This is a genomic window from Streptomyces sp. NPDC018045, from assembly GCF_044327445.1.
Classification (GTDB): Bacteria; Actinomycetota; Actinomycetes; order Streptomycetales; family Streptomycetaceae; genus Streptomyces.
On the sequence record NZ_JBIRFL010000001.1, the window covers coordinates 648609 to 673457 of the forward strand.

Annotated in this window: 17 protein-coding genes and 1 pseudogene; 9 read left to right on the forward strand and 9 right to left on the reverse strand. The window is 73.9% G+C overall.

The annotated features are described in order from the left end of the window. Position 1: 1 nt before the first annotated feature. The 6 genes and pseudogenes from ACH4EB_RS02720 to ACH4EB_RS02745 all read right to left on the reverse strand — a co-directional run bounded on the left by ACH4EB_RS02720 (position 2) and on the right by ACH4EB_RS02745 (position 8859). Positions 2-901, reverse strand: a complete 900-nt coding sequence (locus ACH4EB_RS02720) for a ribokinase (RefSeq protein ID WP_398345735.1) — start codon at positions 899-901, stop codon at positions 2-4. Positions 902-908: 7 nt separating this feature from the next. Continuing rightward, positions 909-2998 (reverse strand): annotated as a pseudogene (locus ACH4EB_RS02725) (substrate-binding domain-containing protein). Beyond that, positions 2988-4712, reverse strand: a complete 1725-nt coding sequence (locus ACH4EB_RS02730; RefSeq protein ID WP_398345434.1) for a sugar ABC transporter ATP-binding protein — start codon at positions 4710-4712, stop codon at positions 2988-2990. The pseudogene ACH4EB_RS02725 and the gene ACH4EB_RS02730 overlap by 11 nt, the downstream one beginning before the upstream one ends. Beyond that, the gene (locus tag ACH4EB_RS02735; RefSeq protein WP_398345435.1) at positions 4709-5743 is read right to left on the reverse strand and encodes a LacI family DNA-binding transcriptional regulator; all 1035 of its coding nucleotides are present in this window, start codon (positions 5741-5743) and stop codon (positions 4709-4711) included. The genes ACH4EB_RS02730 and ACH4EB_RS02735 overlap by 4 nt, the downstream gene beginning before the upstream one ends. A gap of 1570 nt (positions 5744-7313) precedes the next feature. Then, complete coding sequence (locus ACH4EB_RS02740) at positions 7314-7742, reverse strand: organic hydroperoxide resistance protein (protein WP_398345436.1); 429 nt, start codon at positions 7740-7742, stop codon at positions 7314-7316. A gap of 94 nt (positions 7743-7836) precedes the next feature. Next, positions 7837-8859: an NADP-dependent oxidoreductase gene (locus ACH4EB_RS02745; protein WP_398345437.1), complete on the reverse strand. Its 1023-nt coding sequence runs from the start codon at positions 8857-8859 to the stop codon at positions 7837-7839. An 89-nt stretch (positions 8860-8948) separates the two neighbouring features. Between ACH4EB_RS02745 and ACH4EB_RS02750 the strand changes: the two genes are divergently transcribed. From ACH4EB_RS02750 to ACH4EB_RS02760, 3 genes are all read left to right on the forward strand, one after another. After that, positions 8949-9380: a MarR family winged helix-turn-helix transcriptional regulator gene (locus ACH4EB_RS02750; RefSeq protein ID WP_398345439.1), complete on the forward strand. Its 432-nt coding sequence runs from the start codon at positions 8949-8951 to the stop codon at positions 9378-9380. A 101-nt stretch (positions 9381-9481) separates the two neighbouring features. Continuing rightward, positions 9482-10120 carry a DsbA family protein gene (locus tag ACH4EB_RS02755; protein WP_398345440.1) on the forward strand — a complete coding sequence of 213 codons (639 nt, stop codon included), beginning with the start codon at positions 9482-9484 and terminating at the stop codon, positions 10118-10120. 40 nt (positions 10121-10160) lie between these two features. Next, positions 10161-10964: a maleylpyruvate isomerase family mycothiol-dependent enzyme gene (locus ACH4EB_RS02760; RefSeq protein ID WP_398345442.1), complete on the forward strand. Its 804-nt coding sequence runs from the start codon at positions 10161-10163 to the stop codon at positions 10962-10964. Here ACH4EB_RS02760 and ACH4EB_RS02765 read toward each other — a convergent pair. Continuing rightward, positions 10951-12633: an MFS transporter gene (locus ACH4EB_RS02765; RefSeq protein ID WP_398345443.1), complete on the reverse strand. Its 1683-nt coding sequence runs from the start codon at positions 12631-12633 to the stop codon at positions 10951-10953. The two genes, ACH4EB_RS02760 and ACH4EB_RS02765, sit on opposite strands and share 14 nt — an antisense overlap. Positions 12634-12802: 169 nt before the next feature. Here ACH4EB_RS02765 and ACH4EB_RS02770 point away from each other — a divergent pair, with 169 nt between their 5' ends. Beyond that, the gene (locus ACH4EB_RS02770) at positions 12803-13861 is read left to right on the forward strand and encodes a TetR/AcrR family transcriptional regulator C-terminal domain-containing protein (protein WP_398345444.1); all 1059 of its coding nucleotides are present in this window, start codon (positions 12803-12805) and stop codon (positions 13859-13861) included. On the opposite strand, the gene ACH4EB_RS02775 is transcribed toward ACH4EB_RS02770, so the two are convergent. Beyond that, complete coding sequence (locus ACH4EB_RS02775; protein ID WP_398345445.1) at positions 13827-15062, reverse strand: helix-turn-helix domain-containing protein; 1236 nt, start codon at positions 15060-15062, stop codon at positions 13827-13829. The two genes, ACH4EB_RS02770 and ACH4EB_RS02775, sit on opposite strands and share 35 nt — an antisense overlap. Before the next feature lie 11 nt (positions 15063-15073). Further along, complete coding sequence (locus ACH4EB_RS02780; protein ID WP_398345446.1) at positions 15074-15217, reverse strand: hypothetical protein; 144 nt, start codon at positions 15215-15217, stop codon at positions 15074-15076. 279 nt (positions 15218-15496) lie between these two features. Between ACH4EB_RS02780 and ACH4EB_RS02785 the strand changes: the two genes are divergently transcribed. The 5 genes from ACH4EB_RS02785 (at position 15497) to ACH4EB_RS02805 (ending at position 24794) form a co-directional block, all read left to right on the forward strand. Continuing rightward, positions 15497-16459 carry a DUF3068 domain-containing protein gene (locus ACH4EB_RS02785; protein ID WP_398345447.1) on the forward strand — a complete coding sequence of 321 codons (963 nt, stop codon included), beginning with the start codon at positions 15497-15499 and terminating at the stop codon, positions 16457-16459. A 245-nt stretch (positions 16460-16704) separates the two neighbouring features. Then, positions 16705-17931: a glycosyltransferase family 4 protein gene (locus tag ACH4EB_RS02790; RefSeq protein ID WP_398345449.1), complete on the forward strand. Its 1227-nt coding sequence runs from the start codon at positions 16705-16707 to the stop codon at positions 17929-17931. 7 nt (positions 17932-17938) lie between these two features. Then, positions 17939-18664, forward strand: a complete 726-nt coding sequence (locus tag ACH4EB_RS02795; RefSeq protein ID WP_398345450.1) for a class I SAM-dependent methyltransferase — start codon at positions 17939-17941, stop codon at positions 18662-18664. Then, positions 18661-23253, forward strand: coding sequence for an alpha-(1->3)-arabinofuranosyltransferase family protein (locus ACH4EB_RS02800; protein ID WP_398345451.1), 4593 nt, complete (start codon positions 18661-18663; stop codon positions 23251-23253). Before ACH4EB_RS02795 ends, ACH4EB_RS02800 begins: the two co-directional genes overlap by 4 nt. Then, positions 23250-24794 carry a condensation protein gene (locus ACH4EB_RS02805; RefSeq protein ID WP_398345452.1) on the forward strand — a complete coding sequence of 515 codons (1545 nt, stop codon included), beginning with the start codon at positions 23250-23252 and terminating at the stop codon, positions 24792-24794. The genes ACH4EB_RS02800 and ACH4EB_RS02805 overlap by 4 nt, the downstream gene beginning before the upstream one ends. Positions 24795-24849 lie beyond the last annotated feature (55 nt).

The following is a 24849-nucleotide window of genomic DNA, read 5'->3' on the forward strand; positions in this document are numbered from 1 at the left end:
CTCAGGACGGCAGTTCGTCCAGCGTCGGGTAGGACGGCTGGGCGCCCGGCTTGGTGACGGCCGCGGCGCCCACCCGTACGGCGAAGCGGGCCGCGTCCGTGAGGGAGTCTCCGCGGGCCAGCCGGGTCGCGAGGGCGCCGGTGAAGGCGTCGCCCGCGCCCGTGGTGTCCACGGCCTCGACCTTGACGCCGGGGACCCGGTCGGCGCGGCCCGCGCCGTCCACGACCAGCGCGCCGTCGCCGCCGAGGGTGACGACGACCGAGCGGGCACCCTGCTCGCGCAGCGCGTGGGCCCACTCCTCGGGCGTGCCTTCGCCGCGGCCCGCGAGCTGCTGCGCCTCGTGCTCGTTGACCACGAGCGGGTCGGCGGCGCCGAGGAGTTCGGGGTCCAGGCTGTCGGGCGTCGGGGACGGGTTGAGGACGACCCGGGTGCCGGTCTCCGTGGCGGTGGCGGCGGTGGCCCGTACCGTCTCCATGGGCACCTCAAGCTGGAGGGAGACGGCGGCGGACGCCGCGATGGCGTCGCGGGCGGCCGCCACGTCCGCGGGGGTCAGCGCCGCGTTGGCGCCCGGGGAGACGACGATGCTGTTGTCGCCGTCCGGACCCACGATGATCATCGCGGTGCCGGTACGGGTACCGGACTCCACGATCACCTGACCGACGTCCGTGCCCGCGGCCCGCTGCGCGTCCAGCAGCAGCTCTCCGTACGCGTCGTCACCGACCCGGGCCAGCAGACCGACCCGGCCGCCGATCCGGGCAGCGGCGGCGGCCTGGTTGGCGCCCTTGCCGCCCGCCGACTCGACCAGGTCGGAGCCGTGCACGGTCTCGCCCGCGCCGGGCCGCCGCGCCACCCGGACCGTCAGATCCGCGTTGGCCGAGCCCACTACCAGTACGTCGTACATCTGCTTCTCACCCATCGAATTCCGCCGCGTTCTTGCCGGTCACCAGGACCACCGGCACCTTCACCTGCTTCGGCAGCCGCTCGCCGCGCGCCGCCTTGAGCGCCTGCTCCACGGCCCGCCTGCCCAGCAGCCTGGGCTGCTGGGCGACCGTGGCGGTCAGCGTCCCGCCCCGTACGGCCGCGACGCCCTCCGGCGTCCCGTCGAACGCCACGATCTTCACCTCCTTGCCCGCGCGGGCGCCCAGCGACTTGGCGGCGCCGAGCGCCATCTCGTCGTTGGCCGCGAAGACGCCGCCGAGGTCCCGGTGTACTTGGAGCATATTGGACATCACGTCCATGCCCTTGGCCCGGTCGAAATCGGCGGGCTGCCGCGCCACCACCTCGATGCCCGGATACGCCTTGATGCCCTCCTCGAAGCCCTGTCCGCGCTCGCGGGCGGCCGAGGTGCCGGGCTGGCCCTCCAGGAAGGCCACCTTGCCCTTGCCGCCGAGGGACGCGGCGAGCGTCTCGGCGGCGAGCCGGCCGCCCGCGACATTGTCCGAGGCGATGGCCGAGCCGACCCGGCCGCCGTTGACGCCGCGGTCGAGGGAGATCACCGGCACGTCCGCCCGGTTGGCGACACCGACGGCCGGCACGGCGGCGTCGGAATCCACCGGGTTGATGATCGCCGCCTTGACGTCCTGGCTGGTGAACGTCTCCATCTGGTTGATCTGCTGCATGGGGTCGTTCTGCGCGTCGGTGATGTTGATGTTCAGGCCGCGCCGGTCCGCCTCGGCCTGCGCGCCCTCCCGGACGGCGACGAAGAACGGGTTGTTCAGGGTGGACAGGGCCAGGCCCAGGTCCGTGTCGCCGCCGCGGTCGCAGCCGGACAGCACGAGAGCGCCGGCCAGGGCGGCCGCACCGAACAGCCCCGTACGCCTGCGCAGCGGACCCGTACGCCCACCGAGCAGACCCGCACGCCGGCCGAACGGCCCCGAACTCCCGCCCAGCAGGCCCGTCCACCGATCGAACGACCCTGAACCCCTGCCGAGCAGACCCGTCCACCGGCCGAACGATCCCGCACTCCTCCCGAGCAGCCCCACCCGCCGCCTCATCGGGCGCTCCGGCGCCGCAGTGTGTCCAGGAGCACCGCCAGCGCGATGACCAGGCCGGTGGCCACCTGCTGCCAGAACGCGGAGACGCTCAGCAGGTTGAGGCCGTTGCGCAGTACGGCGAGGATCAGCGCGCCGATGAGCGTGCCGGAGGCCTTGCCGGAACCGCCGGAGAGGCTGGCACCGCCGATCACGACGGCGGCGATGGCGTCCAGTTCGTAGCCGACGGCGGCCTGCGGCTGGGCGGAGGTCAGCCGGGAAGCCAGGACGATGCCGGCGACCGCCGCGAACACCCCGGACAGCGCGTAGATGACCAGTTTGCGGCGCTTGACGTCGATGCCGGAGAGCCGCGCCGCCTCCTCGTTGCCGCCGATCGCGAACATCGCGCGGCCCGCGTACGTACGGTTGAGCACCAGCGCCGCCACGAGGCCCATGGCGATCATGACAAGGACCGGGACGGGCAGCCAGCCGCCCAGCGTGTCCCCCAGCGCGCTGACCGAGGCGGGGAAGGGGATCGGCGTACCGCCGGTGATCACCAGGGCGAGGCCGCGGCCGACCGAGAGCATCGCGAGGGTGGCGATGAAGGCGGGCAGCTTCCCGTACGCGACGAGCGCGCCGGAGACCAGGCCCGCCGCCGCGCCGATCGCGAGCCCCAGCAGGACGGCGGCCCACACCGGCAGTCCGGCGTCGGTCGCGCCCCAGGCGACCACGGTGGCGCTGAGCGCGGCGACCGAGCCGACCGACAGGTCGATGCCGGCCGAGACGATCACGAAGGTGACGCCGAACGCGAGAATGGCGGTGACGGACGCCTGGACGCCGACGTTGAGGAGGTTCTGCCCGTTCAGGAAGTCCCCGGAGAGGACCGCCATCACCACGACGAGGGCGATCAGGCCGCCCAGCGGGCCGTTCTTCAGGACCGCCCGGGTGAACCAGGGGCCGAATCCGTCACCGGGCGGGGCGGTGCCGACCGCCTCGGCGCCCGCTCCCGTCTTCACATCAGCGGTCATCGGAGCCCTCCATCGCGCTCTCGTTCGTCGTCCTGTGCGGCCCGGACGCGCCGTCGGCGGGCCGTACCGCCAGTTCCATCACCGCGTCCTGCGTCGCCTCGTCACCGCGGAGTTCACCGGCGAGCCGTCCCTGCGCCATGACCAGCACCCGGTCGCTCATGCCGAGCACCTCGGGCAGATCACTGGAGATCATCAGCACCGCGCGGCCGGCTGCCGTCAACTCGTTGACCAACTGGTAGATCTCGACCTTCGCGCCCACGTCGATGCCGCGTGTCGGCTCGTCCAGGATCAGCAGCCGGCTGTCGGCCAGCAGCCACTTGCCGATGACGACCTTCTGCTGGTTGCCGCCGGAGAGCGTGCGGGCGTGCTGCCCTAGGCCGCTCATCCGCACCTTCAGTTGCGCGGCCACGTCGGCCGCGGCGCGCCGCTGGGCACGCCGGTCGACCAGGCCGCCGCGGGTGTCCCGGTCCAGCCGGGCCAGCGTCAGGTTGTCCTGGAGCGAGGCGTCCAGGACCAGCCCCTGGCCCTTGCGGTCCTCGGGGACCAGCCCGAGCCCGGCGCGCATCGCGGCCCGTACGTCGCCGGGGGCCAGCGCCTGCCCGTCGATCTCGACGGTTCCGGCGTCGGGCCGGTCCACGCCGAAGATCGCCCGCGCGACCTCGGTACGGCCCGCGCCGACCAGGCCCGCGAGGCCGACGACCTCACCGGCCCGCACCTCGAAACCGATGTCCGCGAAGACCGGGGTGCCGTTGGGGCCGTGGCGGGTCAGGCCGCGGACGCGCAGCAGGGGAGCGCCGGGCTCGTCCGGGCGCTGCCGCGGATACTGCTCGGCGATGTCCCGGCCCACCATCAGGCGGATCAGCTCGTCCTGGTCCGTACCGGCGGGCACCTCGGCGACCGAGCGGCCGTCGCGCAGTACGGTGACGCGGTCGCCGAGCGCGCCGATCTCCTCCAGATGGTGGGTGATGAAGATGATCCCCACCCCGTCGGCGCGCAGTTCGCGCACGATGGTGAAGAGGGTCTCGACCTCCTCGGAGGTCAGCACGGCGGTCGGCTCGTCCATGATCAGGACGCGGGCGCGCAGGCTCAGCGCCTTGGCAATCTCGACCATCTGGAGGCGGGCGATACCCAGTTCGGCGACCGGGGTGTCGGGGGAGACGTCCAGGCGTACCCGGCGCAGCAGTTCGGCGGCGCGCACCCGCATGGTCTTCCTGTCGATCAGGCCGAGCGCGGTGCGTGGCTGCCGGCCGAGGAAGATGTTCTCCGCGACGGTCAGGCGGGGGACGAGGTTGAACTCCTGGTAGATGGTGGCGATCCCGAGCCGCTCGGCGTCCTGCGCGGAGCGGATGTGCACCTCGTGGAGGGCGGCGCGGGAGGCGGAGCGGCGGTCCGCGCGAGGGTCGGCGGCTGGTCCGGTGATGGGGCCGAGGGCCGGGCCCGGGGCGGCCGGGTTGCCGGGCGGGCCGGTGGCCGGGCCGGGGGCTGCGAGGATGCGGCCAGCGTCGGGGCGGTGGGCGCCGGAGAGCAACTTGATCAGCGTGCTCTTGCCCGCCCCGTTCTCGCCCAGCAGGACGTGCACCTCGCCCGCGCGCAGGCTCAGGTCCACGCCGTCCAGCGCGCGCACGCCGGGGAACGACTTCGTCACCCCCTCCACGCGCAGCAGTTCGCGGCCGGCCGGTGCGTCCTCCCGAACGTCGTCGTTGACGTCGGTCATGCGCTGCCCTCCTCCTCTTGGGTGTCCTGCCGGGCGGTGCCCGGTTCGCCGCAGGAGCGGCGGATGACGAGGCGGGCCGGCAGCAGTACGGAGCCGGGCGCGCGCCCCTCGATCCGTTCCAGCAAGGTGTGCAGGGCGGCCCGGCCCAGTTCGCGGGTGGGCTGCGCGATGGCGGTGAGCGGCGGGTCGGTGTGCGCGAACCACGGCACGTCGTCGTACACGACCAGCGCCATGTCGTCGGGCACCCGCAGCCCGCGCGCGCGGATCTCGTCCATCGCGCCGAGCGCCATCAGGTTGTCGGTGGCCAGTACGGCGTCGGGCCGCTCGGGCAGGTCCAGGAAGCGGCGCATCACCTGGCGGCCGCCGGTGTGCTGGAGGTCGGGCGTGGAGCCGACACGCTCATCCGGCAGCGCTATGCCGTGTGCGGCCAGCGCCGTACGGAAGAGTTCCAGCCGCTCGTCGCCGGTCGGCGTGCCGGCCGGGGCGACGATGATCGCGGGGCGCCGGCGGCCGAGGGCGGCGAGGTGCGCGGCGAGGCCGGTGAGCGCCGCGGCGCCGTCGGCCCGTACGCACGGCGCGTCGATGCCGGGCACGATCCGGTCCAGCAGCACCAGCGGCGTTCCGGAGGCGACGACCTCGCGCAGCATCGCGGAACCGGTACCGGCCGAGCTGACCAGCAGGCCGTCGATACGGCGGTCCAGCAACGTACGGATGTAGTCGTCCTGCTGGCCGGTGCGTTCGGCGGCGTTGCCGATGATCAGGCTGTAGCCGAGGCCGCGCGCCGCGTCCTCGACGGCGTCGGCCAGCTCGGTGAAGAACGGGTTGGTCAGGTCGCTGATGACCAGGCCGAGCGTGCCGGTACGGGCGGTCCGCAGGGCCCGGGCGACGCTGTTGGGCCGATAGCCCAGCTCCTCGACGGCGGCCAGCACCCGCTCCCGGGTCTCGGCGACCGGGCTCCGTCCGTTGAGCACTCGGGAGACGGTCGCCACGGACACCCCGGCCCGCTCGGCCACATCCTTGATCTTCGCCATGCCGCCCCAGCCCTTCCGTGCGGGTCCGCGCAGGCCGGTCGAGGACACCTCGGCGCGTGGCGTCTCGATCGCACAACAGCGTGTAATCGATTTCGTGTGGGCTACGAAATCGATTACACGCCGGTGGCGTCAAGATGCCGCGAGAGTGGTCTGCGTCACAGGCGAGGGCGCGAGGGGGCAGTGATCGGTGCCGGGCAGGGAGCTGCGGCCGAGGGCGGACAGGGACTGGCGGCCCGTGACGGACAGGCGACGGCGGGACACAAGGGCCACGGAAATGCACCTTCGGCGCCCCGCTCAACCGTTCCATCACTCGCCCCCCTCAAATGCCCTGCGCTCCCAAGGTAGCCACTGCCCACACACCACCCCAGGGCCCCACCATCCTTTGGCGTGAACCCGACAGGCAGCGTCAGAACAGCGGGCCGGTCGCGGCCGGTTGGAGCAGCAACTCGGGGCAGCCACTCGGCCTTCGCGGCCACCGGGGCAACCGGGGCGTCGTGGACGCCGGGCCGTTGCGCCAGCAGGGCCGCCGTGGATACCGGGGCGGCGGGCAGTCGTGGACGCCGGGGCAGCCGGGGCAGCCGGGCCGTCAGGCCGCTGCCGCAGCAGGGCCGCCGTGGACGCCGGGGCAGCCGGGGCGGCTGGGTCGCCAGGCCGCTCCCGCAGCAGGGCCGCCGTGGACGCCGGGGCAGCCGGGCCACCGCAGCCACCGGGTCAACCGGGGCGGCTGGGCCGTCGCGGCCATTGGGACACCAGGCCATCGCGGCCGCCAGGCCGTTACGGCAGCAGGGCCGCCGTGGACGCCGGGACGGCCGGGCCATCGCAGCCGCCGGGTCACCGGGCCGTCGCGGCCGCCAGGCCGCTCCCGCAGCAGGGCCGCCGTGGACGCCGGGGCAGCCGGGGCAGCCGGGCCACCGCAGCCACCGGGTCAACCGGAGCGGCTGGGCCGTCGCGGCCATTGGGACACCAAGCCATCGCGGCCGCCAGGCCGCTGCCGCAGCAGGGCCGTCATGAACGCCGGGGCCACCGGGGCGTCGCGGCCACCCGGCCACCGTGTCCCCCGGAACAGCCGGGCCGACACGGCCACTTGGCCATCATGCACGCCGGGCAACCAGCCACTGCGGGCCACCTGGCCATCGTGACGCCGGGGCCAACCAGGTGGCCGCGACCATCTGACCCCTGCGGCCACCAGGCCACCAGGCCACCAGGCCACCCTGGACGATGGGCCGCCCTGGACATCAGGCAGCCGGGATATCCGGGCCATCGCATCCGCCGAAGGCAGCCAAGCCGCCCGAGCAGCCTGACCACCGGGCCAACCGGATCACCGCGCCCGCCCGAACCCCCGGCCCTCCGGGGCATCCGGACCACCGCGCCCGCCCGAGCAACCGGTCCGCCCGAACACCCGGACCGCCAGACCAACCCGACCACCACGCCCGCCCGAACACCCGGCCCGGCAGACCAACCGCACCACCCCACCACCGAAGCAACCACACCACCCGCACCACCCCACCCACCAGAACAACCAAGAACCGCACCCCTTCCAGGAGTGCGGCCCTCGGTTCAATGGGTGGTGTCAGATGACGCTCAGTTTGACGTCGATGTTGCCCCGGGTGGCGTTCGAGTAGGGGCACACCTGGTGGGCCTTCTCGATCAGGCTCTGAGCGGTGGCCGCGTCCACGTGGGGAATGGAGGCGGCGATCTCGACCGTGAGGCCGAAGCCGCCGGACGGGGTCTTGCCGATGCCGACCTTGGCGGTCACCCGGGAGCCGGAGACATCCGCCTTCTCCTGGCGGGCGACGACGCTGAGCGCGCCCTGGAAGCAGGCGCTGTAGCCTGCCGCGAAGAGCTGCTCGGGGTTGGTGCCGGCGCCGCTGCCACCCTGCTCCTTGGGCGGGTTGACCACGACGTCCAGCTTGCCGTCGTCGCTGGCGACGCGGCCGTCCCGGCCGTTCTCCGCGGTGGCGACGGCGGTGTAGACGACGTCTACGGGCTGGATGGACATAGAGATCCTCCTGTGGTTCGCCGCGACTCGCGCCCACGATCGCGACGGCTTGGCGCCGAGCCTAGTGGCCCGGCCTGGCTGGCTCCCCGGAGGGTCAGTCCGTGAGATCGACGATCATCTTGCCGGTGTTGTCACCGCGCAGCAGGCCGAGAAACGCCTCGAAACCGTTCTCGATGCCGGCGACCTTGGTCTCGCTGTACTTCAGTTCACCCGAGCGGACCCAGGCCGACACCTCGGAGACGAACTGCTCCTGGAGGTGGGCGTGGTCGGCGACGAGGAGGCCCTGGATGCGCAGCCGCTTGCCGATGACCTGCGCGAGGTTGCGCGGCGCCGGGGTCGGCTCGGTGGCGTTGTACTGCGAGATCATGCCGCAGACGGCGACGCGGCCGTGCACGGTCAGCGAGTCGAGGGCGGCCTCCAGGTGGTCACCGCCGACGTTGTCGAAGTAGACGTCGATGCCGTCGGGGGCGGCGTCGCGGAGCTGCTCCTTGACCGACCGGTCGGACTTGTAGTTGAAGGCGGCGTCGAAGCCGTACTCCTTCGTCAGCAGCTCGACCTTCTCGTCGGAGCCCGCGCTGCCGATGACGCGCGAGGCGCCCTTGAGCTTGGCGATCTGGCCGACCTCACTGCCGACCGCGCCGGCCGCGCCGGACACGAAGACGGCGTCGCCCTCCTTGAAGGAGGCGACCTCCAGCAGGCCCGCGTAGGCCGTCAGGCCCGGCATGCCGAGCACGCCGAGGTAGGCGGAGAGGGGCGCCAGGGAACCGTCCACCTTGGCGATCTTGGCGGCATCCACCACCGCGTACTCACGCCAGCCCTTGAAGTGCAGGACGTGGTCGCCGACCGCGAAGCCGTCGGCGCCGGAGGCGATGACCTCACCGATCGCGCCGCCCTCCATCGGCTCGTCCAGCTTGAAGGGCGGGGTGTAGGACTTCACGTCGTTCATCCGGCCGCGCATGTACGGGTCGACGGAGAAGTAGAGGTTGCGGACGAGGAGCTGTCCCTCGCCGGGCTGGGCGACCTCGGCCTCGCGCAGCGCGAAGTCCTCCGGCTTCGGCCAGCCGTGCGGGCGGGCGACCAGGTGCCATTCGCGGCCGGACGTGGGCTGTGCGGACATGGGTTGCTCCTCCTCGAAATGCTTCAGGTGCTGAAACAACAATGCTCCTAGATATTTCAGGTTGTCAAGCAATTCGGTACCCTGGTGTCATGACTCCTCGCCCAGAGCACCTGACCGTCGAGGTCGTCGAGCTGATCGGCACCGTCGTGGCCCGCTATCACGAGGAGTACGAGCACGCCGCGGCCGAGCACTCCCTCACCGGCGCCCAGGCGCGCGTCCTCGGCCTGCTCGCCCGCGAGCCGATGCCGATGCGCCGGATAGCCCGGAGCCTGAAGTGCGAGCCGTCCAACGTGACCGGGATCGTGGACCGGCTGGAGTCCCGCGGCCTGGTCGAGCGCCGTCCGGACCCGGCCGACCGCCGGGTCAAGCTGGCCGCCCCCACCGAAGCGGGGCTGTCGACGGCCGCGCAACTGCGTGATTCTCTGGACTTCGCGCGCGAGCCGCTCGGCGAGCTGTCCGTCGCGGAGCGCGCGCTGCTCAAGGAGCTGCTCCAGCGGATGCTGGGCATCACACCGGAGTAGGCCGGGCCCCGCACCCGGCGCGGGCCGGCCACAGGTGCCCGGACGGAAAGCCACGGATCGAACTTCCGGCCGGAAGTTCGGATGCGAACTATCGTGGCGCCATGACTGTCCAGAACACGCCTTCCCCGAACACGACCCGTCACACGGTCGACTTCTACTTCGACCCCCTCTGCCCGTTCGCCTGGATCAGCTCGCGCTGGATTCTGGAGGTGGAGGCCCACCGCGACATCGACCTGCGGTTCCGCGTGATGAGCCTGTCCGTCCTCAACGAGGGCCGGGAGGGGCTGCCGGAGCAGTACCAGGAGCTGCTGGCCAAGGGCTGGGGGCCCGTACGGGTGTGCATCGCCGCCGCCCAGCAGCACGGCGAGGACGTACTGCGCGATCTGTACACCGCGCTCGGCACCCGCCTGCACAACGGCGGCCGGGACGACTACGCGACCGTCATCGAGGAGGCGCTGGCCGAGGCCGGGCTGCCCGCGGAGCTGGCCCGCGCCGCCGACAGCACGGAGTACGACGACGCGCTGCGCAAGAGCCACCACGAGGGCATGGACCCGGTCGGCGAAGAGGTCGGCACGCCCACCCTGCACATCGACGGCGTCGCCTTCTTCGGCCCGGTGCTGACGGCGATCCCGCGCGGTGAGGACGCGGTGCGGGTCTTCGACGGCGCCCGGCTGCTCGCCGGTTACGACAAGTTCTTCGAGCTGAAGCGGACGCGGACCGGGGACCTGGACTTCGGCTGACCCCAAGGCGGTTGTCGGTGGCGGGACTTACCGTGGCGTCATGAACGCTTCGACGTACGACCGCCACTGCTCCGAAATCGTCGCGCAGACGGACCTGTTGCGGTCCCTCATCAGGGACGCGCACCACCTGAGAACCCCGGTCCCCTCCTGTCCCGGCTGGAACGTCGGCCAGTTGCTGCGGCATCTGGGCGGCGCCCACCGCTGGGCCGAGGAGGTCGTGCGTACCGGAGCGGAAGCGCCCCCGCCCGACGGGCACTTCCGCGATCTGTCGCCGTACGCCGACGAGAACCCGGCCGTGCTCGACGGCTGGCTGGGGGAGGGGGCCGCGCTGCTGGCGGAGACCCTGCGGACCGCCGGGCCCGGGGCGGAAGCCTGGGTCCCTCTCCCCCGGCTGGGCCCGGCGGCCGCGTTCTTCGCCCGCCGGATGGCCAACGAGACGGTGATCCACCGCGCCGACGCGTTCCTGGCCGAGGATGCCCGGTTCACCCTCGGCGAGGAGACCGCCGTCGACTGCTTCGGCGAGTGGCTGGAGCTGGGCTCGCAGCCGGAGATGTCCGACCGCCACCCGGAGCTGCGCGAGCTGCTCGGCCCCGGCCGCACGCTGCGCTTCAAGGCCACCGACACGGCACCGGGGACGGCGGCCGACTGGCTGGTCGACCTGACCGGCGAGGCGATCACCTGGCGCCACGCACCGCGCGAGGAGGCCGCCGTCACCGTGCGCGGCCCGCTGACCGACCTGCTGCTGGTCGCCTACCGGCGGCTGCCGGCCCGCAGCCCCGGCATCGGGATCGACGGTGACGCGGAGCTGCTGGACTTCTGGCTGGAGCGGGTCAGCTTCGGGTGACGGCGGCGTCGGCAGCGGCGCTCGGACCGGCCGCTGCGCCCCGGGCGGCCGCCGCCTCCGGACCGGCCGCGCCCACCGGCCCGCCCGCAGCCGGTCCGGCCGCGCCCGGCCCGCCCCCGGCCGTCTCCTCCCCCGGCGCCGGTGGCTGCGCCCGTACGCCCTTGAGCAGCGCCGCCGCCAGCAGCGCGCCCAGGATCATCACGGCCGCCGCACCGAGCATCGCCGCGTGCAGGCCCCCGAGGAACGACGTACGGGCCGCCGACAGCAGCGCCTCCCCCGCCCGGCCCGGCAGTTCCCCCGCGACTGCCGCGGCTCCGGCCAGAGTTTCCCGTACGGTGTCCGCCGCGCCCGCGGGCAGCCCGCCGGGGACGGCGCCGTCGATGCCGCCGCGGTAGACGGCGTTGCCGAGGGTGCCCAGGAGCGCCAGGCCCAGGGCGCCGCCCAGTTCGGACCCGGACTCCAGGAGCGCGGAGGCCGAGCCCGCGCGCTGCGGCGGGGCGACGCCGAGGGCGAGTTCGGTGCCGAGCGACATCACCATGACCAGCCCCGCCGCGTAGACGCCGGCGCCGAGGAGCACGGCCCACAGCGGTGTGTCCGCCGCCATCCGGGACACCCACAGGAATCCCCCGGCAGCGGCCAGGAAGCCGCCGGCGATGACGAAGGCCCGGTCCACGCGCTGCGCGAGGGCGGCGGCGGCCGGGGCCATGCCGCCGACCGCGACGGTCGGCACCACGTTCCACAGGGCCGCCTCCAGGGGACCCATACCGCGTACGGACTGGAGGTACTGGGTGAAGAAGACCGCGCTGCCGACCAGGGCGAACATCGCGAGCAGATTCATCAGGACGGAGCCCGAGTAGCCGCGGTGGCGGAAGAGCCGCAGGTCCAGCATCGGGTGCCGGGCGGTGCGCTGACGGTGTACGAACGCGGCGGCGGCCAGCAGCCCCGCCACGACGGCCAGCACGGGCAGCACTTCGAGGCCGTCGCGGGCCAGCTCCTTGACGCCGTGGACGACCGACAGCATCGCGGCCAGGGAGAGCAGTGCGCCCGGCAGGTCGAAGCGGCCGGCCGCCGGGTTCTTGAACTCCGGGAGCAGCAGGGGCCCGGCCACGAGCAGCAGCACCATCGCCGGGGCGTTGATCAGGAACACCGAGCCCCACCAGAAGTGCTCCAGCAGAACACCGCTGAGCACCGGACCGACCGCGATGCCGCCCATCATGCCGCCGGACCAGATGGCGACGGCCTTGCCGCGCTGCTTGGCGTCGTGGAAGAGGTTGCGGATCAGGGCCAGGGTGGACGGCATGAGGGTGGCGCCGCCGACGCCGAGCACCGCGCGGGCGGCGATGAGCGTCCCGGGGCTCTGCGCGTACGCGGCCAGGGCCGAGGCGATGCCGAACAGGACGGCGCCGGAGAGCAGCAGCCTGCGGCGGCCGATGCGGTCGCCGAGCGCGCCCATGGTGATCAGGAGTCCGGCCAGGACGAAGCCGTAGACGTCGAGGATCCAGAGCTGTTCGACGCCGCTGGGCGCGAGTTCCGCGGAGAGGAACGGTACGGCGAAGTAGAGCACCGAGACGTCCATCGAGACGAGCAGGCAGGGCAGCAGGAGCACCACGAGGGCGGCCCACTCGCGGCGCCCGGCGCGAGGTGGCGGTGCGTACGAAGTAAGCGTCATAGCCAGGAAGGTAGACAGTGCCCGCTTACAGCGCAAACCCTAGGCGCAACAGGGGTTTTGGAGGTGCATCACACTAGTGCACCTGGGGCGCTCCGACCGGCGTCGGCGCCGTCTTGCTACCCTCGCCCTGCCCTGGTGCACTAGTACGGAGAGTCCGGAGGCCGCCGCCATGGACCGTTCAGCCACCCCGCCGTACCGCCGGATCGTCGCGGAGATCCGGCGGCGCATCGACGCGGGAGAGCTGGCCACGGGCGACCGGGTGCCCTCGACGCGGCGGATCACCCAGGAGTGGGGGGTGGCGATGGCGACCGCGACCAAGGTCCTGACGACGCTGCGCCAGGAAGGGCTGGTCCGGGCGGTCCCGGGGGTGGGCACGGTGGTCGCGGACACCGCCGCGCGCACGGACAGCGGCCCCCCGCACCGGGCACGCGGCGACAGCGGCCCCCATGGCGGCGCTCCCGGCGACACCTCCCACCGGCCCCCGGCCGGCCCGGGGCGGCCCCGTACCGACCAGGGACGGCCGCGCACCGGCCACGCCCAGCCCCCCGGCCTCAGCCGCCACCGCATCGTGCGGGCCGGTATCCGGATCGCCGACGCCGAAGGGCTGCGTTCCCTGTCGATGCGCCGGGTCGCCGCCGAGTTCGAGGCGTCCTCCATGGCGCTCTACCGCCATGTGGCGAACAAGGACGAGCTGGTGTTGCTGATGGCGGACGCCACCTTCGCCGAGATCGAGCTGCCCGACCCGGGCCCGGAGCACTGGCGCGCGCGGCTGGAGGCCGGGGCCCGCCTCCAGTGGGAGCTGTACCAGCGGCATCCGTGGGTGGCCCAGTACCTGTCGATCACCCGTCCGCAGCCGATGCCGCACGCGATGGTCGTCATCGAGTGGACCGTGGCCCGGCTGACCGGCTTCGACCCGCTGACCAAGCTGCGGCTGGCCCTGACCCTGGTCAACCACGTTCGCGGTACGGCGGTCGCCCTGGAGGAGGACCTGGAGGCCGAGCAGCAGACCGGCATGGACCGGGACCAGTGGATGGCGTCGCTGGAGCCGGAGTACGAGCGGATCATCGATTCCGGTTCGTTCCCGATGTACGAGGGGGTCAACGACGCGGACGACGCGAACGACGCGGAGATGCTGCGGCTGGACGCGATGTTCGAGTTCGGCCTGGCCCGGCTGCTGGACGGCTTCGCGCTGTTCACCGAGGGCAGGACGGACGGCCCGGCACGCTGAGTTCGCCGCGCAGCCGCCGGGCCCGCAACACCAGTTCCAGTTCGAAGCGGCGGTCCGGGTCGTCCACCTCGTCGCCCCACAACTCCCGTATCTGGCGCAGCCGGTAGCGGACGGTCTGCGGGTGGACACCGAGCCGGGCGGCCACCTCGGGTGCGCCGCCGCGCGTCTCCAGCCAGGCGAGGAGGGTTTCGGCCAGCCGGCGGCCGTGGGTGGGTCCGCAGTGCGCCAGCGGTTCCAGGCGCCGCCGGGTCAGGTCCTCGATCAGCTCCTCGGGCGGCAGGAGGACCAGCGCCTCGGTGTGATCGGTGCAGTGCAGCAGTTGTCCGGCGGGCAGCAGGCCCCGCTCCATCAGGTCGACCGCGGCGCCCGCCCAGCGCAGGGACTTCGCCGCGTGTGCCAGAGGTACGGCCGGGCCGAGCGCGCCCGACCAGCCCGCCGTGGCGCGCTGGAGCAGTTCCCGGCGTCCGGCGGCGTCCGGTTCCGGCACCACCATGCGGGGCCGCTCGCACTCCATGTCCAGCAGGACGTCGGTGCCGACGGCCGGGGCGACGGCCTCGGGGGCCGGGCGCAGCAGCACGGCCACGGCGACGCGTTCGGGCAGCGCCCAGCCGATCCGGGCGGCGCGGTCCGTGAGCGCGGGCGCCGGGCGGGCCCGCGTCCCGGCCGCGAAGAGCTGTTCCATCAGGCGGCGTTGGTGCCGCAGCCGCTCGCCCGCCTGGCGGGCCGCGGCCTCGGCGAAGCCGCGGACGGATTCGGCCACCAGCCCGTCCAGGTACTCGAAGCCGGATTCGGCCAGTTCGTACATGGCGGGGGCCGGGATCGCCACCTGCTGGCCGATCTCGGCCAGCCGCCGCCAGGCCAGCCGTACGCCGAGCCGGTAGATGGCCTGGAGGGCGTCCAGGCTGCGGCCTTGAATGCCCGCGCCGCGGCCGAACTCCTGGAAGATGCGCGGGTGGACGTGCGGGCTGTCCAGGCCGGTGGACATGTGCTCGACGAAGTGCTCCAGGGACTGCCGGATACCGACCAGGGCGCGTGGCTCACCGAACCCGTCGAGGGCGAGCGGCAGTTGCGGGTACGCGCGGCGGATCTCCGCCAGGATGCGCTGGGCCAGCGCCGGGACCTCGTCGAGGGCGCGGGCGGCGAACTCCCGTACCTGCGCCGGGGGCACGTCCCGCCAGGCCGAGCGGGAGGTCTCCACCACGCCTGCGCTCCCTAAGGCGTCCGGTCGAAGGTCACCAGGGGCACGTTCGGCTGTTCGGGGGTGGCGTCCAGGGCGGCGACGACGCCGAGGGAGGCAGCGACGGCGAGGGCGGCGGCGGCCAGCGAGGTCAATACGGCGGCGAGCAGTCTGTGCATGGCGCGGCGAGCCCCTTCGGTGGCGGGAACGTCGAGGGTTGCGCGGCGCACCGGCCCGGCCGGGCCCGCGGACGGCCTCGGCGCACGCGGGACCGCACGACGGCGGCCGCGGTGCCGTTCCGCTCCGGCGGGGTGCCGGTCCGCGTCGGCCGCGGTGCCTGCCGAGTGTGTGGGGGCATTGACGGCATGTCAAGCGGTCCCCTACGGTTCCCGCCCGTTCACCCGGACCCACCGCCACGCCGCACGTGCACTGCCCCCGCCGCCCTCAGGAGTGCCCGTATGCGTAAGACCGCCTCGCCCTTTTCGCTGGTCCTGCTGGGACTCGGCGTCTTCCTCCTGGTGCTCGCCCCGATGCTCGCCTGGTACGTCGCGCCGCGCGCCCAGCGCACCCCGGTGGACGTCGACGTGACCACCGTCTTCACCGGCACCGGCAGCTATTTCGACGCCGAGACGCTGCGCACCAAGGACCAGCAGAAGATCACCATCACCCGGCACGTACTGGGGGACGTGGCGGAGAGCGAGCGCAGCGGACGGGCGGTGTGGGACGTGTCCACGACCGTCGACACCCCGGTGACGCTGGAGCTGAAGGACCCGCGCAGGGCGTTCCAGTGGACGCTGGAGCGGTGGGTCACCGACCGGCGCACCAACGCCCCGGTGCACTGCTGCAAGGAAGCGCCGACCCGCTTCGAAGGGGACGCGTACCTGAAGTTCCCCTTCGACGTGCAGCGCCGGTCCTACCGCTGGTGGGACAACACCCTCGGTGCCGCGGTCCCGCTCCGCTTCGCCGGCACCAAGCGCGTACAGGGCTACGAGGGCTACCGCTTCACGGGGACCGTCGAGCCCACCAGGACGGGCAGCCGGCAGGTGCCGGGACGGCTGGTCGGGCGGTCGGCGCAGGGCCAGGTCCAGGCCGAGGAGTGGTACGCGAACAGCGGGATCGAGCTGGTCGTCGAGCCGCGCACCGGCCGCATCATCAACGCGTCGCTCTCGCCGCACAAGACGCTGCGGGCGCCCGGGGCGCGGACCGACGCGGTGACCCTGCTGCGCGGGAACGGCCTGGAGTTCACGCCCGCGACCCAGCGCAAGCAGGTGGCGCTGGCGGACGCGGACAGCACCCGGCTCAAGACGGTCGGCGAGACGGCGCCGCTCGCGGCGGCCGTGGCGGGTGGCGGTGCGGCGCTCTTCGGGGTGGTGCTGGTGGTGCGCGGGCGGCGGCGGTTCAGCTCATCCAGCGCGAAGTGATGAGGCGTCAGGCCGAGTCGGGGCGGAAATTGTCACGCCGGTGAGTAGCCGCATCGAACAGGGCGGCGAAAACTATCGAGCCCACCCACCCGTGTACCGGTCCCCCGCCCCGCCCGCAGCCCCGGGCCGACAGGCCCGCACGGCGCAGTACCACGACTCGGCACCACCGTTCGGCACCACGACTCAGTACGCAGTACGTCCCCCCACACCACTGGTACCGCACCCTGAGACGAGTTGGAGCGCACATGCCCCAGCACGTACGACCGTCCTTGTCCGCCGCACCGCCCGCACGTCCCGCACCACCCGCAGCATCCGCACCCCCCGTACCACCTGCCCGGCACGCACCACCCGCCCAGCCGGCCACCCCCGAGCACCCCGCACCCCCGCTCCCCCGCCGCATCGTCTTCCTTGCCCGCCGCGACCTGGGCAACCCCGCCGCCGGCGGATCCGAGCTGCTCGTGGACCGCATCGCCGAGGGCCTGACCGCGCACGGCCACGAGGTCACCCTGCTGTGCGGCGGACCCGCCGCCGACCGCGGCTACCGGGTGGTGTCCGCGGGCGGTGACGCCGGGCACTTCCTGCGCGTCCGGCGGCAGTTCGGCCGCCGGGTCGGCGCGTGCGACCTGCTGGTCGAGGTCTGCAACGGCATGCCGTACCTGTCCCCGCTGTGGCACAGCGGACCGACACTGTGCCTGGTCAACCACGTCCACACGGACCTGTGGGGGATGCGCTACCCGGCGCCCGCCGCCCGGCTCGGCCGCCGGCTGGAGCACTGGGCACTGGCGGGCACCCACCGCGGCAACCTGATGGTCGCCGTGTCGGGCTCGACCGCCGCCGCGCTGCGCGGGCTCGGCGTGGAGCGGGAGCGCATCCGGCTGGTGCACAACGGCGTGGCGGAACCGGGGACGCTGCTCCCCGAGTCGCCGGAGCCGCTGTTCCTGGCCATGGGCCGGCTGGTCGAGTACAAGCGCGTCGATCTGCTGCTGCGCCTGTGGGAGCGGGTGCGGCCGGTCACCGGCGGCCGGCTGGTGATCGTCGGCGACGGCCCCGAGCGCGACCGGCTGGCCGCCATGGCCGGTCCCGACGTGCACTTCACCGGCCGGATCAGCGAGCAGGAAAAACACGAACTCCTCTGCCGCGCCTGGCTGCTGCTGCACCCGTCACTGATCGAGGGCTGGGGGCTGGTCGTCATGGAGGCGGCCGCCCGGCACACACCGGCCGTCGGGTTCGACATCCCCGGCCTGCGCGACTCGGTGGACGACGGGGTGACGGGGCTGCTGGCGCGCGGCGAGAGTTCGTTCGCCGCGCACTGGTGCACGCTGGCACTCAGCGGCCCGCGCCGGCAGGCCCTGGGCGCCGCCGCCGCGCAGCGCGCCGCGCGGTTCCGGTGGAGCGCCACGGTCCGCAGCTTCCGGGCCGTGGCGGCCGAGTCGTACGCCGAGGCGCACCTCGACCTCCCCGCCGGGCGGTGATGCTGAGGTGCGGGATCCTTCCCTGCGCAGATCTCTCTCCCTCTTCCGCGCCTTCCTGCGCGAGCAGCACGACCCCGAGCACTGTTACGGCCTGCTCGCGCGGGACGCCGCCGACCAGATCGAACGGTACGAGCCGCTGGCGGGCCGCGTCGTCGCCGACGTCGGCGGCGGCCGGGGGCACTTCACCGAGGAGTTCCGGCGCCGCGGCGCGTACGGCTACCTCTTCGAACCCGACCTGCGCGAGCTGGCCGCGCGCGGCCGCCCACCGAGCTGCGCGGTGCTCGCCGACGGCTACCTCCTCCCTCTGGCCGACGGCGCCGCCGACGTCTGCTTCTCCTCCAACGTCCTGGAGCACGTGGCGGACCCGCAGACCTTCCTGAGCGAGCTGGTACGGATCACCCGGCCCGGCGGCCTGATCTACCTGTCGTTCACCAACTGGCTCTCCCCCTGGGGCGGGCACGAGATGGCGCCCTGGCACTACCTGGGCGCCCGGCGGGCCCGCGAGCTGTACCGGCGGCGTACCGGCCGGCCCGCCAAGCACACCCTGGGCGTGAACCTCTTCGCGCTGCACGTCGGCCGGACACTGCGGCAGATCAGGGCCCGGGACGACGTCTGGATCGTGACGGCCCGCTCCCGGTACGCGCCGTTCCTCGCCGAAACGATCCCGCGCCTGCCGGGCGTACGTGAAGTAGCCACCTGGAACCTCCTCCTCATCCTGCGGCGGTTGCCATGACCCAGACGCTCGTGTCCAGCTCACCGGGTTCGCCGGACGCCGGTGGCACCCCGGCCTCCGCGCCGGGCGCGCCGCCGCCCGGACCGCCCCGGTCCCGCCGCTGGCTCCTCGCGTTCTGGGCCGTCGCCTTCGCGCTCCTCCTCGCCCCGTCCGCCGGGAAGATGACCTTCGAGACGAAGCTGGGCGTGACCACCGACCCCTGGCGGTTCCTGAGCGACCTGGGACAGCTCTGGCACGACCGCGCGGGGTTCGGCGGCATCACGGACCAGTACGTCGGCTACGCGTTCCCGTCCCTGCCGTACTACGCCCTGACGGACCTCGTGCACCTGCCGGTGTGGCTGGCCGAGCGGCTGTGGATGTCGCTGATCGTCACCACCGCCTTCTGGGGTGCGCTGCGGCTGGCCGAACGGCTGCGCGTCGGTTCCCCGCCGGCCCGGCTGCTCGCCGCCGCCGGGTACGCGCTGTGGCCGACGTTCACCATGGTGATCGGCTCCACGTCCGCCGCCGCCCTGCCCGGCGCGCTGCTCCCCTGGGTGCTGCTGCCGCTCACCGGCCACCACACTTCGGCGCGCCTGGCCGCCACCCGGTCCGCGCTGCTGATCCCCTTCATGGGCGGCGTCAACGCGGCCTCGACCCTGGCCTCGCTGCTGCCCGCGCTCCTGTACGTCCTGTCGCGCCCGGGCCCCCGGCGCGGAGCACTGCTGGCCTGGTGGATCCCGGGCGTCATCCTGGCGACCGCGTGGTGGGCCGTGCCCCTGCTGCTGCTCGGGGTGTACGGCGAGAACTTCATGCCGTACATCGAGCAGGCGGACACCACGACCGGCACCATGTCGGCGACCGAACTGCTGCGCGGCGCCGGCAACTGGACCGGCTACCTCAACTTCGGCGAGCCCTGGCTGCCGGCCGGCTGGACCATGGCGGCGGGCGCCGTCGCGATCCTCGGCTCGGCGCTGGCCGCCGCGCTGGGCCTGGCCGGACTGGCCCGCCGCGATGCGCCGGAACGGCGCTGGCTGCTGCTGACCGTGCTGGTCGTGGCCGGTATCTGCCTGACCGGGTACGCCGGTTCGCTGGGCGGCCCGTTCCACGGGGTGTGGCAGGACTGGCTGAACGGCTGGCTGCGGCCGTTCCGCAACATCTACAAGTTCGGGCCGGGCCTGGCGCTGGCGCTCGCCTTCGGCCTGGCGCACCTCGTCGGGGTGGCCGGCGAACGGCGCGGCACCCGGCGCGTCCCCGGACGCCGCCACACCCTGCTGCTCGTCGCGCTGCTGACGGTCCCCGCGCTCGCCCTGCCGTACCTCAACGGCACCGTCCTCCAGCCCGGCGCCTTCAAGGAGCTGCCGTCCGCCTGGGAACGGACCGCCGACTGGCTGAAGAAGAACACCCCCGACAACCGCGCCCTCGTCGTCCCCGCCACCGCGCACGGCGTCTACACCTGGGGCTCCCCCATCGACCAGCCCCTGGACGTGCTCGCCCGCTCCCGGTGGGCACAGCGCGACTTCGTGCCGTTCGGGACACCGGGCGTACGGCGCGCCCTGGACGCCGTCGAGCAGGCGCTGATGTCCGGCTCCGAAGTGCCCGGACTGCGGGCCTTCCTGGGCCGGGCGGGCCTGTACGACGTCGTCGTACGCAACGACCTGGACCCCGACCAGATCGGGTACGTGCCGACGCAGACCGTCAAACGCACCCTGGAGGCGTCCGGCTACCGCAAGGTCGCCGCGTTCGGGCCGCTGACCACGGACGGGCGGATCGCCCCCGACACCCCGGTGCAGATCCAGGGCCTGTACCCGCGCCAGCGGTCGGTGGAGATCTACGAACCGGTGGACACCCCGCGGCCAGGGCCGGTCACGGCGCTGCCGGTGGCCGACACCGCGCAGGTCAGCGGGGGGCCGGAGGCGCTGCTCCCGCTGTCCGCCGACCCCACGCTGCGCCATCGCCCGGCCGTTTTGACCGGCGACAACCACCCGGGCGTCGGCACCCCGCCGCTCCAGCTCACCGGCGACGGGCTGCGCCGTGCCGACACCCGGTTCGGCCTGGTCAACTCCCACACCTCCTACACGTATACGCCCGACGAACGAAATCACCCGGACAGCGTCCAGGACGCCGGGCGCCCGCCGCGGCAGATCCTGCCGACCTCGGGCCTGGCGCACCAGACCACCGGGGTGCTGCGCGGCGCCGCCTCCGTCACCGCCTCCAGCAGCGGCAACTGGCTCTTCCACCTGCCGCAGTACGACCCCGTGCACGCCTTCGACGGCGATCCGGACACCGGCTGGGCCGAGGGCAGCGCGGGCGAACCGGTCGGCCAGTGGCTGCGGATCGGCTTCACCCGGCCCACGTCCGTTCCGTCCACGATCGCGCTGACGCCGCTGCCCGGTGACGGGATGCGGGCGGCACCGACCTCCGTACGCGTGCAGACCGACCGGGGCAGCGTGACGAGCCAGCTCCTGACCAACGGCGCGCGGCAGCAGGTCAGGGCGCCGGCCGGGACCGCGAAATGGCTCAAGATCACTATCACCGGGTCGCAGACACCGCGCGCCGGGCTGTCCGGCGCGGGCTTCTCCGAGGTCTCCGTACCGGGCGTACAGGTCAACCGGCTGCTGCGGCTCCCGGCGGACGCCGAGCAGTCCACGGCACCCGCCGCGACGTACTCCCTGCATCGCGGCAGCGATCCCGGCGGCCTCTCGCCGGTCTCCGCCGAGGTCGGGCTGCACCGCCAGTTCCGTACGGGCGCGAGCGCGTCGTACGAGGTGTCGGCGCGGGCACTGGCCGTACCGGGCCCGGAACTCGACCGCCTGCTGGACCGCGTGGCCCCCCGACAGCAGGAGCGGATCACCGCCACCGCCGACTCCACCAGCTTCGGCTCCGGCCGCTCGCTCAGCCCCCGCAACCTCGTCGACGGGGATCTGACCACCGCCTGGATCGCGGGCGACAAACCCACCCTGCACCTGCGCTGGCCCGGCAAACGGCGGATCGACCAGATCGTGCTGGCCGCGGCGGGCGGCATCTCCACCCGCCCCGAACAGATCCTGGTCAACTCCCCCGACGGGGCCGCCACCGCCGGCGTCGACGAGAACGGCCAGGCCCGCTTCGACCCCATCACCACCGACCGCCTCGACATCACCATCAGCAAGGTCAAGGAACTCACCGTCCACAACCCGGTCGCCGACCAGGCACTGCAACTGCCCGTCGGCCTCAGCGAGGTCCACCTCCCGGCGCTGGACGCACTGCGCACCCCGCCGCCGTCGGCCGGCGACCGGTTCTCGCTGGCGTGCGGCCAGGGCCCGCCGCTGGCCGTGGACGGCACCCTGCACGCCACCAAGGCCGCCGGATACGTCCGCGACCTCACCGAGCGGCGGCCCGTCACGGTGGAACTGTGCGCGGGCGCGGCACGTGACGGGCGCCTCGGACTCCCCTCGGGACAGCACCGGGTGGAGGCCGGCGACCAAGGCCCGCTGGCGCTGACGGACGTCACCCTCAGCCGGGGCAGCGCCCCCGCGCCCGCCAGCGAGCGGCGGTCGGTGACGGCGCAGGACTGGGCGGGCGACCAGCGGTCGGTGCGGGTGGGCACCGGCGCCGCCGCGTACCTCCAGATGTACGAGAACGCCAACGACGGCTGGCACGCGACACTCGGCGGGCGCGAACTGTCACCGGTCCGGCTCGACGGCTGGCAGCAGGGATTCCTCGTCCCGGCGGGCGAAGGCGGGCTGGTCAAGCTGTCGTACGAGCCGTCCACGGCGTACGACCTCGGGCTGCTCGGCGGAGCGCTCGGCATCGCCGTACTCATCGGCTCGGCCCTGGTACGCCGTACACCGCGCACGCCGCCGCAACCGCGGACGCCGCCGGCGCCCTCCTGGGTGCTGGGGGTCGTCGCCCTCACGGTGGTCGTGGCGCTCGCCGCCGGGCCGTACGCGGTGATCGTGCCGCTGCTGGTGCCGGCGGCGCGGTTCCGGCCGGGGCTCCTCGTACCGGTCGCGCTCCTGGCCATGGTGGGCGCCGGCGTCACGGCGGCCCTCGGCGCGGGCGAACCGGCCGCCGCCGACGCCGGGGCCTTCAGCGCCACGGCGCAGGCGCTCGCCCTGCTGGCGCTCGCGGCGGCGGTGGTGACCGTACCCGTCGCGGGGGCGCGACGCGGGGCGCATGCGGGGACGGGGGCGGGGCCGCTCGGGGAGCCGGCGATGGCCGGTGCGCCCAGCGCCTCGGGAGCGGGCCCGGAACCGCTCGGGTCGGCGCCGGACACCGCCAGGGGCACGTCCGTGACCGGACCGAAGCAGCCGACGGCGTCCGGACCTCCGGTACCGCCGCTGCCCCGCCGACGGCGGCGGCGCGGCGCGCCAACGGAGAGCGCGTCTTCGGAGAGCGTGCCGCCGGGAGGCGTGCCGCCGGGAGGCGTGCCGCCGGGAGGCGTGCCGCCGGGAGGCGTGCCGCCGAACGATACGCCTCCGTACGGCACATCGGCGGACGGCACGCCTCCGTACGGCATGTCAGCGGACAGCGCACCTCCGCATGGCACACCGGCGCGCGGAACACCGCCGAAGGGCGCACCACCGAGCGGCACACCGACGAACCGGAGCGGGGAGGAACCCACTCGATGACCGCACTACAGCCGGCCCGGCAGGATCCGGACGGGGACGGGCCGCCCGGCACGGCGGACCGCACCGTACGGCGCATCCCGTTCCCGGTGGTCGACGAGATCACCCGGCACTGCCTCACGGACGACGAACCGGAAACCGTGCACATCGAGATCCACCTGCCCGGAAGGCCGGACCCCGGCCGGCTGCGGGCGGCGTTCCGCGAAGCGCTGTGCCGGCACCCCCGCATCCTGATGCGCCAGGCACCGCACCGCTGGTGGCGGCGGCGGTACGAGTGGGAGCTGACCGGCGTACCGGACGTGGACCCGGTCGTCATCCCGCCGCCGGGCCCGGACGCCCTCGAACGCGCCCGGGAGCGGGCGCTGGCCGACCTGCCGCCGCTGGACGCCTCGCCGCCGGTGCGGCTGGAGATCATCGAGCGGGAGCCGGAGGGCGGCAGCGCGGGCGGCACAGTGCTGCTCGTCACCATCAACCACACCGCGCTGGACGGCCCGGCCTGCCTGCGGGTGCTGGCCACCGCCGCCCAGCTCTACGGTGGCGCGGACAACTCCCCGGCGCCGCCGCCCGTACGCGCGGCGGCCGGCACCGCCGCGGACGGCGCGCCCCAGGACGTGCCGCCGCTCGGTGGGCACCGCCTGGCCCGGCCGGTACGGATCGCCGCCGACCACGGGCAGCACCGCCCGTCCGATCATGGCAGCCGGGGCCGTAGTGACAGGAAGGTCGGTAGTGACAGCCCGGGCAGCAGTGGTAACCCTGGCAGTAGTGGCAAACAGGGCAGTTGTGACAGGCGGGGCAACGGGATGCTCATCACCGAACTGCCCGTGCCGGCCCGCCCGCCGCGCACCGGCGGTGTCGCCGCCTTCACCGTCAACGACCAACTCCTCGTCGCCACCTGCCTGATGGTGGCCCGCTGGAACCACGTCCACGGGCGCCCGAGCGCTCCCGTCGTCGTCACCATGCCGGTGGACGACCGTCCGCGCGGCGCGGACATGCCCATCGGCAACGGCACCCGGCTGGTCTCCGTCGGCTTCGGCCCGGAGGAACGGCGGGACGCGGCACTGCTCACGGCCGACCCGCCCGACCCGGCGGCGGTCGCCCGGCTGCTGCGGCGCACCGCCGCCCGCACCCGGTCCCTGAAGGCCGCGCCGGGCTCCCAACTCGGCCTCGGCGCGGTGCTGCTCACCGCACCCGCGCTTCCGGTCGGCGTGCGCGGCGTGCTCACGCGGGCGCTGCGTACCGCCGCCGCACCACTGGCGTCCACCACGCTGCTGTCCAACATCGGCCGCATCCCCTATCCACTCGACTTCGGGGACGCGGGGCGCCCCACCGCCGTGTGGTTCTCGGCCCCGGCCCGTATGCCACGCGGCCTGACCGTCACCACCGTCTCCGTCGGCGGGCGCGTCCAGCTCGCCCTGCGCTGGTCGCACGCCCTCCTGGACGACGCGGCGGGCGCCCGCCTGGGCACGCTCTTCGCCCGCTCCCTCGCGGCCACTTCCTGGTCACCGGGGGCCGACGAGTCCCACCCCGAAGGAGGCGCCCCATGACCCGTCAGGCGACCACCGCACGGCACGGAGCGTCGGGCGGACATCCGGGCGGCCC

Coding starts and splice junctions, on each gene's coding strand:
- ACH4EB_RS02770 (WP_398345444.1), top strand. CDS start 12,803: ATGGACCGTTCAGCCACCCCGCCGTACCGCCGGATCGTCGCGGAGATC.
- ACH4EB_RS02760 (WP_398345442.1), top strand. CDS start 10,161: ATGAACGCTTCGACGTACGACCGCCACTGCTCCGAAATCGTCGCGCAG.
- ACH4EB_RS02765 (WP_398345443.1), bottom strand. CDS start 12,633: ATGACGCTTACTTCGTACGCACCGCCACCTCGCGCCGGGCGCCGCGAG.
- ACH4EB_RS02785 (WP_398345447.1), top strand. CDS start 15,497: ATGCGTAAGACCGCCTCGCCCTTTTCGCTGGTCCTGCTGGGACTCGGC.
- ACH4EB_RS02745 (WP_398345437.1), bottom strand. CDS start 8,859: ATGTCCGCACAGCCCACGTCCGGCCGCGAATGGCACCTGGTCGCCCGC.
- ACH4EB_RS02750 (WP_398345439.1), top strand. CDS start 8,949: ATGACTCCTCGCCCAGAGCACCTGACCGTCGAGGTCGTCGAGCTGATC.
- ACH4EB_RS02780 (WP_398345446.1), bottom strand. CDS start 15,217: ATGCACAGACTGCTCGCCGCCGTATTGACCTCGCTGGCCGCCGCCGCC.
- ACH4EB_RS02800 (WP_398345451.1), top strand. CDS start 18,661: ATGACCCAGACGCTCGTGTCCAGCTCACCGGGTTCGCCGGACGCCGGT.
- ACH4EB_RS02755 (WP_398345440.1), top strand. CDS start 9,482: ATGACTGTCCAGAACACGCCTTCCCCGAACACGACCCGTCACACGGTC.
- ACH4EB_RS02740 (WP_398345436.1), bottom strand. CDS start 7,742: ATGTCCATCCAGCCCGTAGACGTCGTCTACACCGCCGTCGCCACCGCG.
- ACH4EB_RS02735 (WP_398345435.1), bottom strand. CDS start 5,743: ATGGCGAAGATCAAGGATGTGGCCGAGCGGGCCGGGGTGTCCGTGGCG.
- ACH4EB_RS02805 (WP_398345452.1), top strand. CDS start 23,250: ATGACCGCACTACAGCCGGCCCGGCAGGATCCGGACGGGGACGGGCCG.
- ACH4EB_RS02720 (WP_398345735.1), bottom strand. CDS start 901: ATGTACGACGTACTGGTAGTGGGCTCGGCCAACGCGGATCTGACGGTC.
- ACH4EB_RS02790 (WP_398345449.1), top strand. CDS start 16,705: ATGCCCCAGCACGTACGACCGTCCTTGTCCGCCGCACCGCCCGCACGT.
- ACH4EB_RS02730 (WP_398345434.1), bottom strand. CDS start 4,712: ATGACCGACGTCAACGACGACGTTCGGGAGGACGCACCGGCCGGCCGC.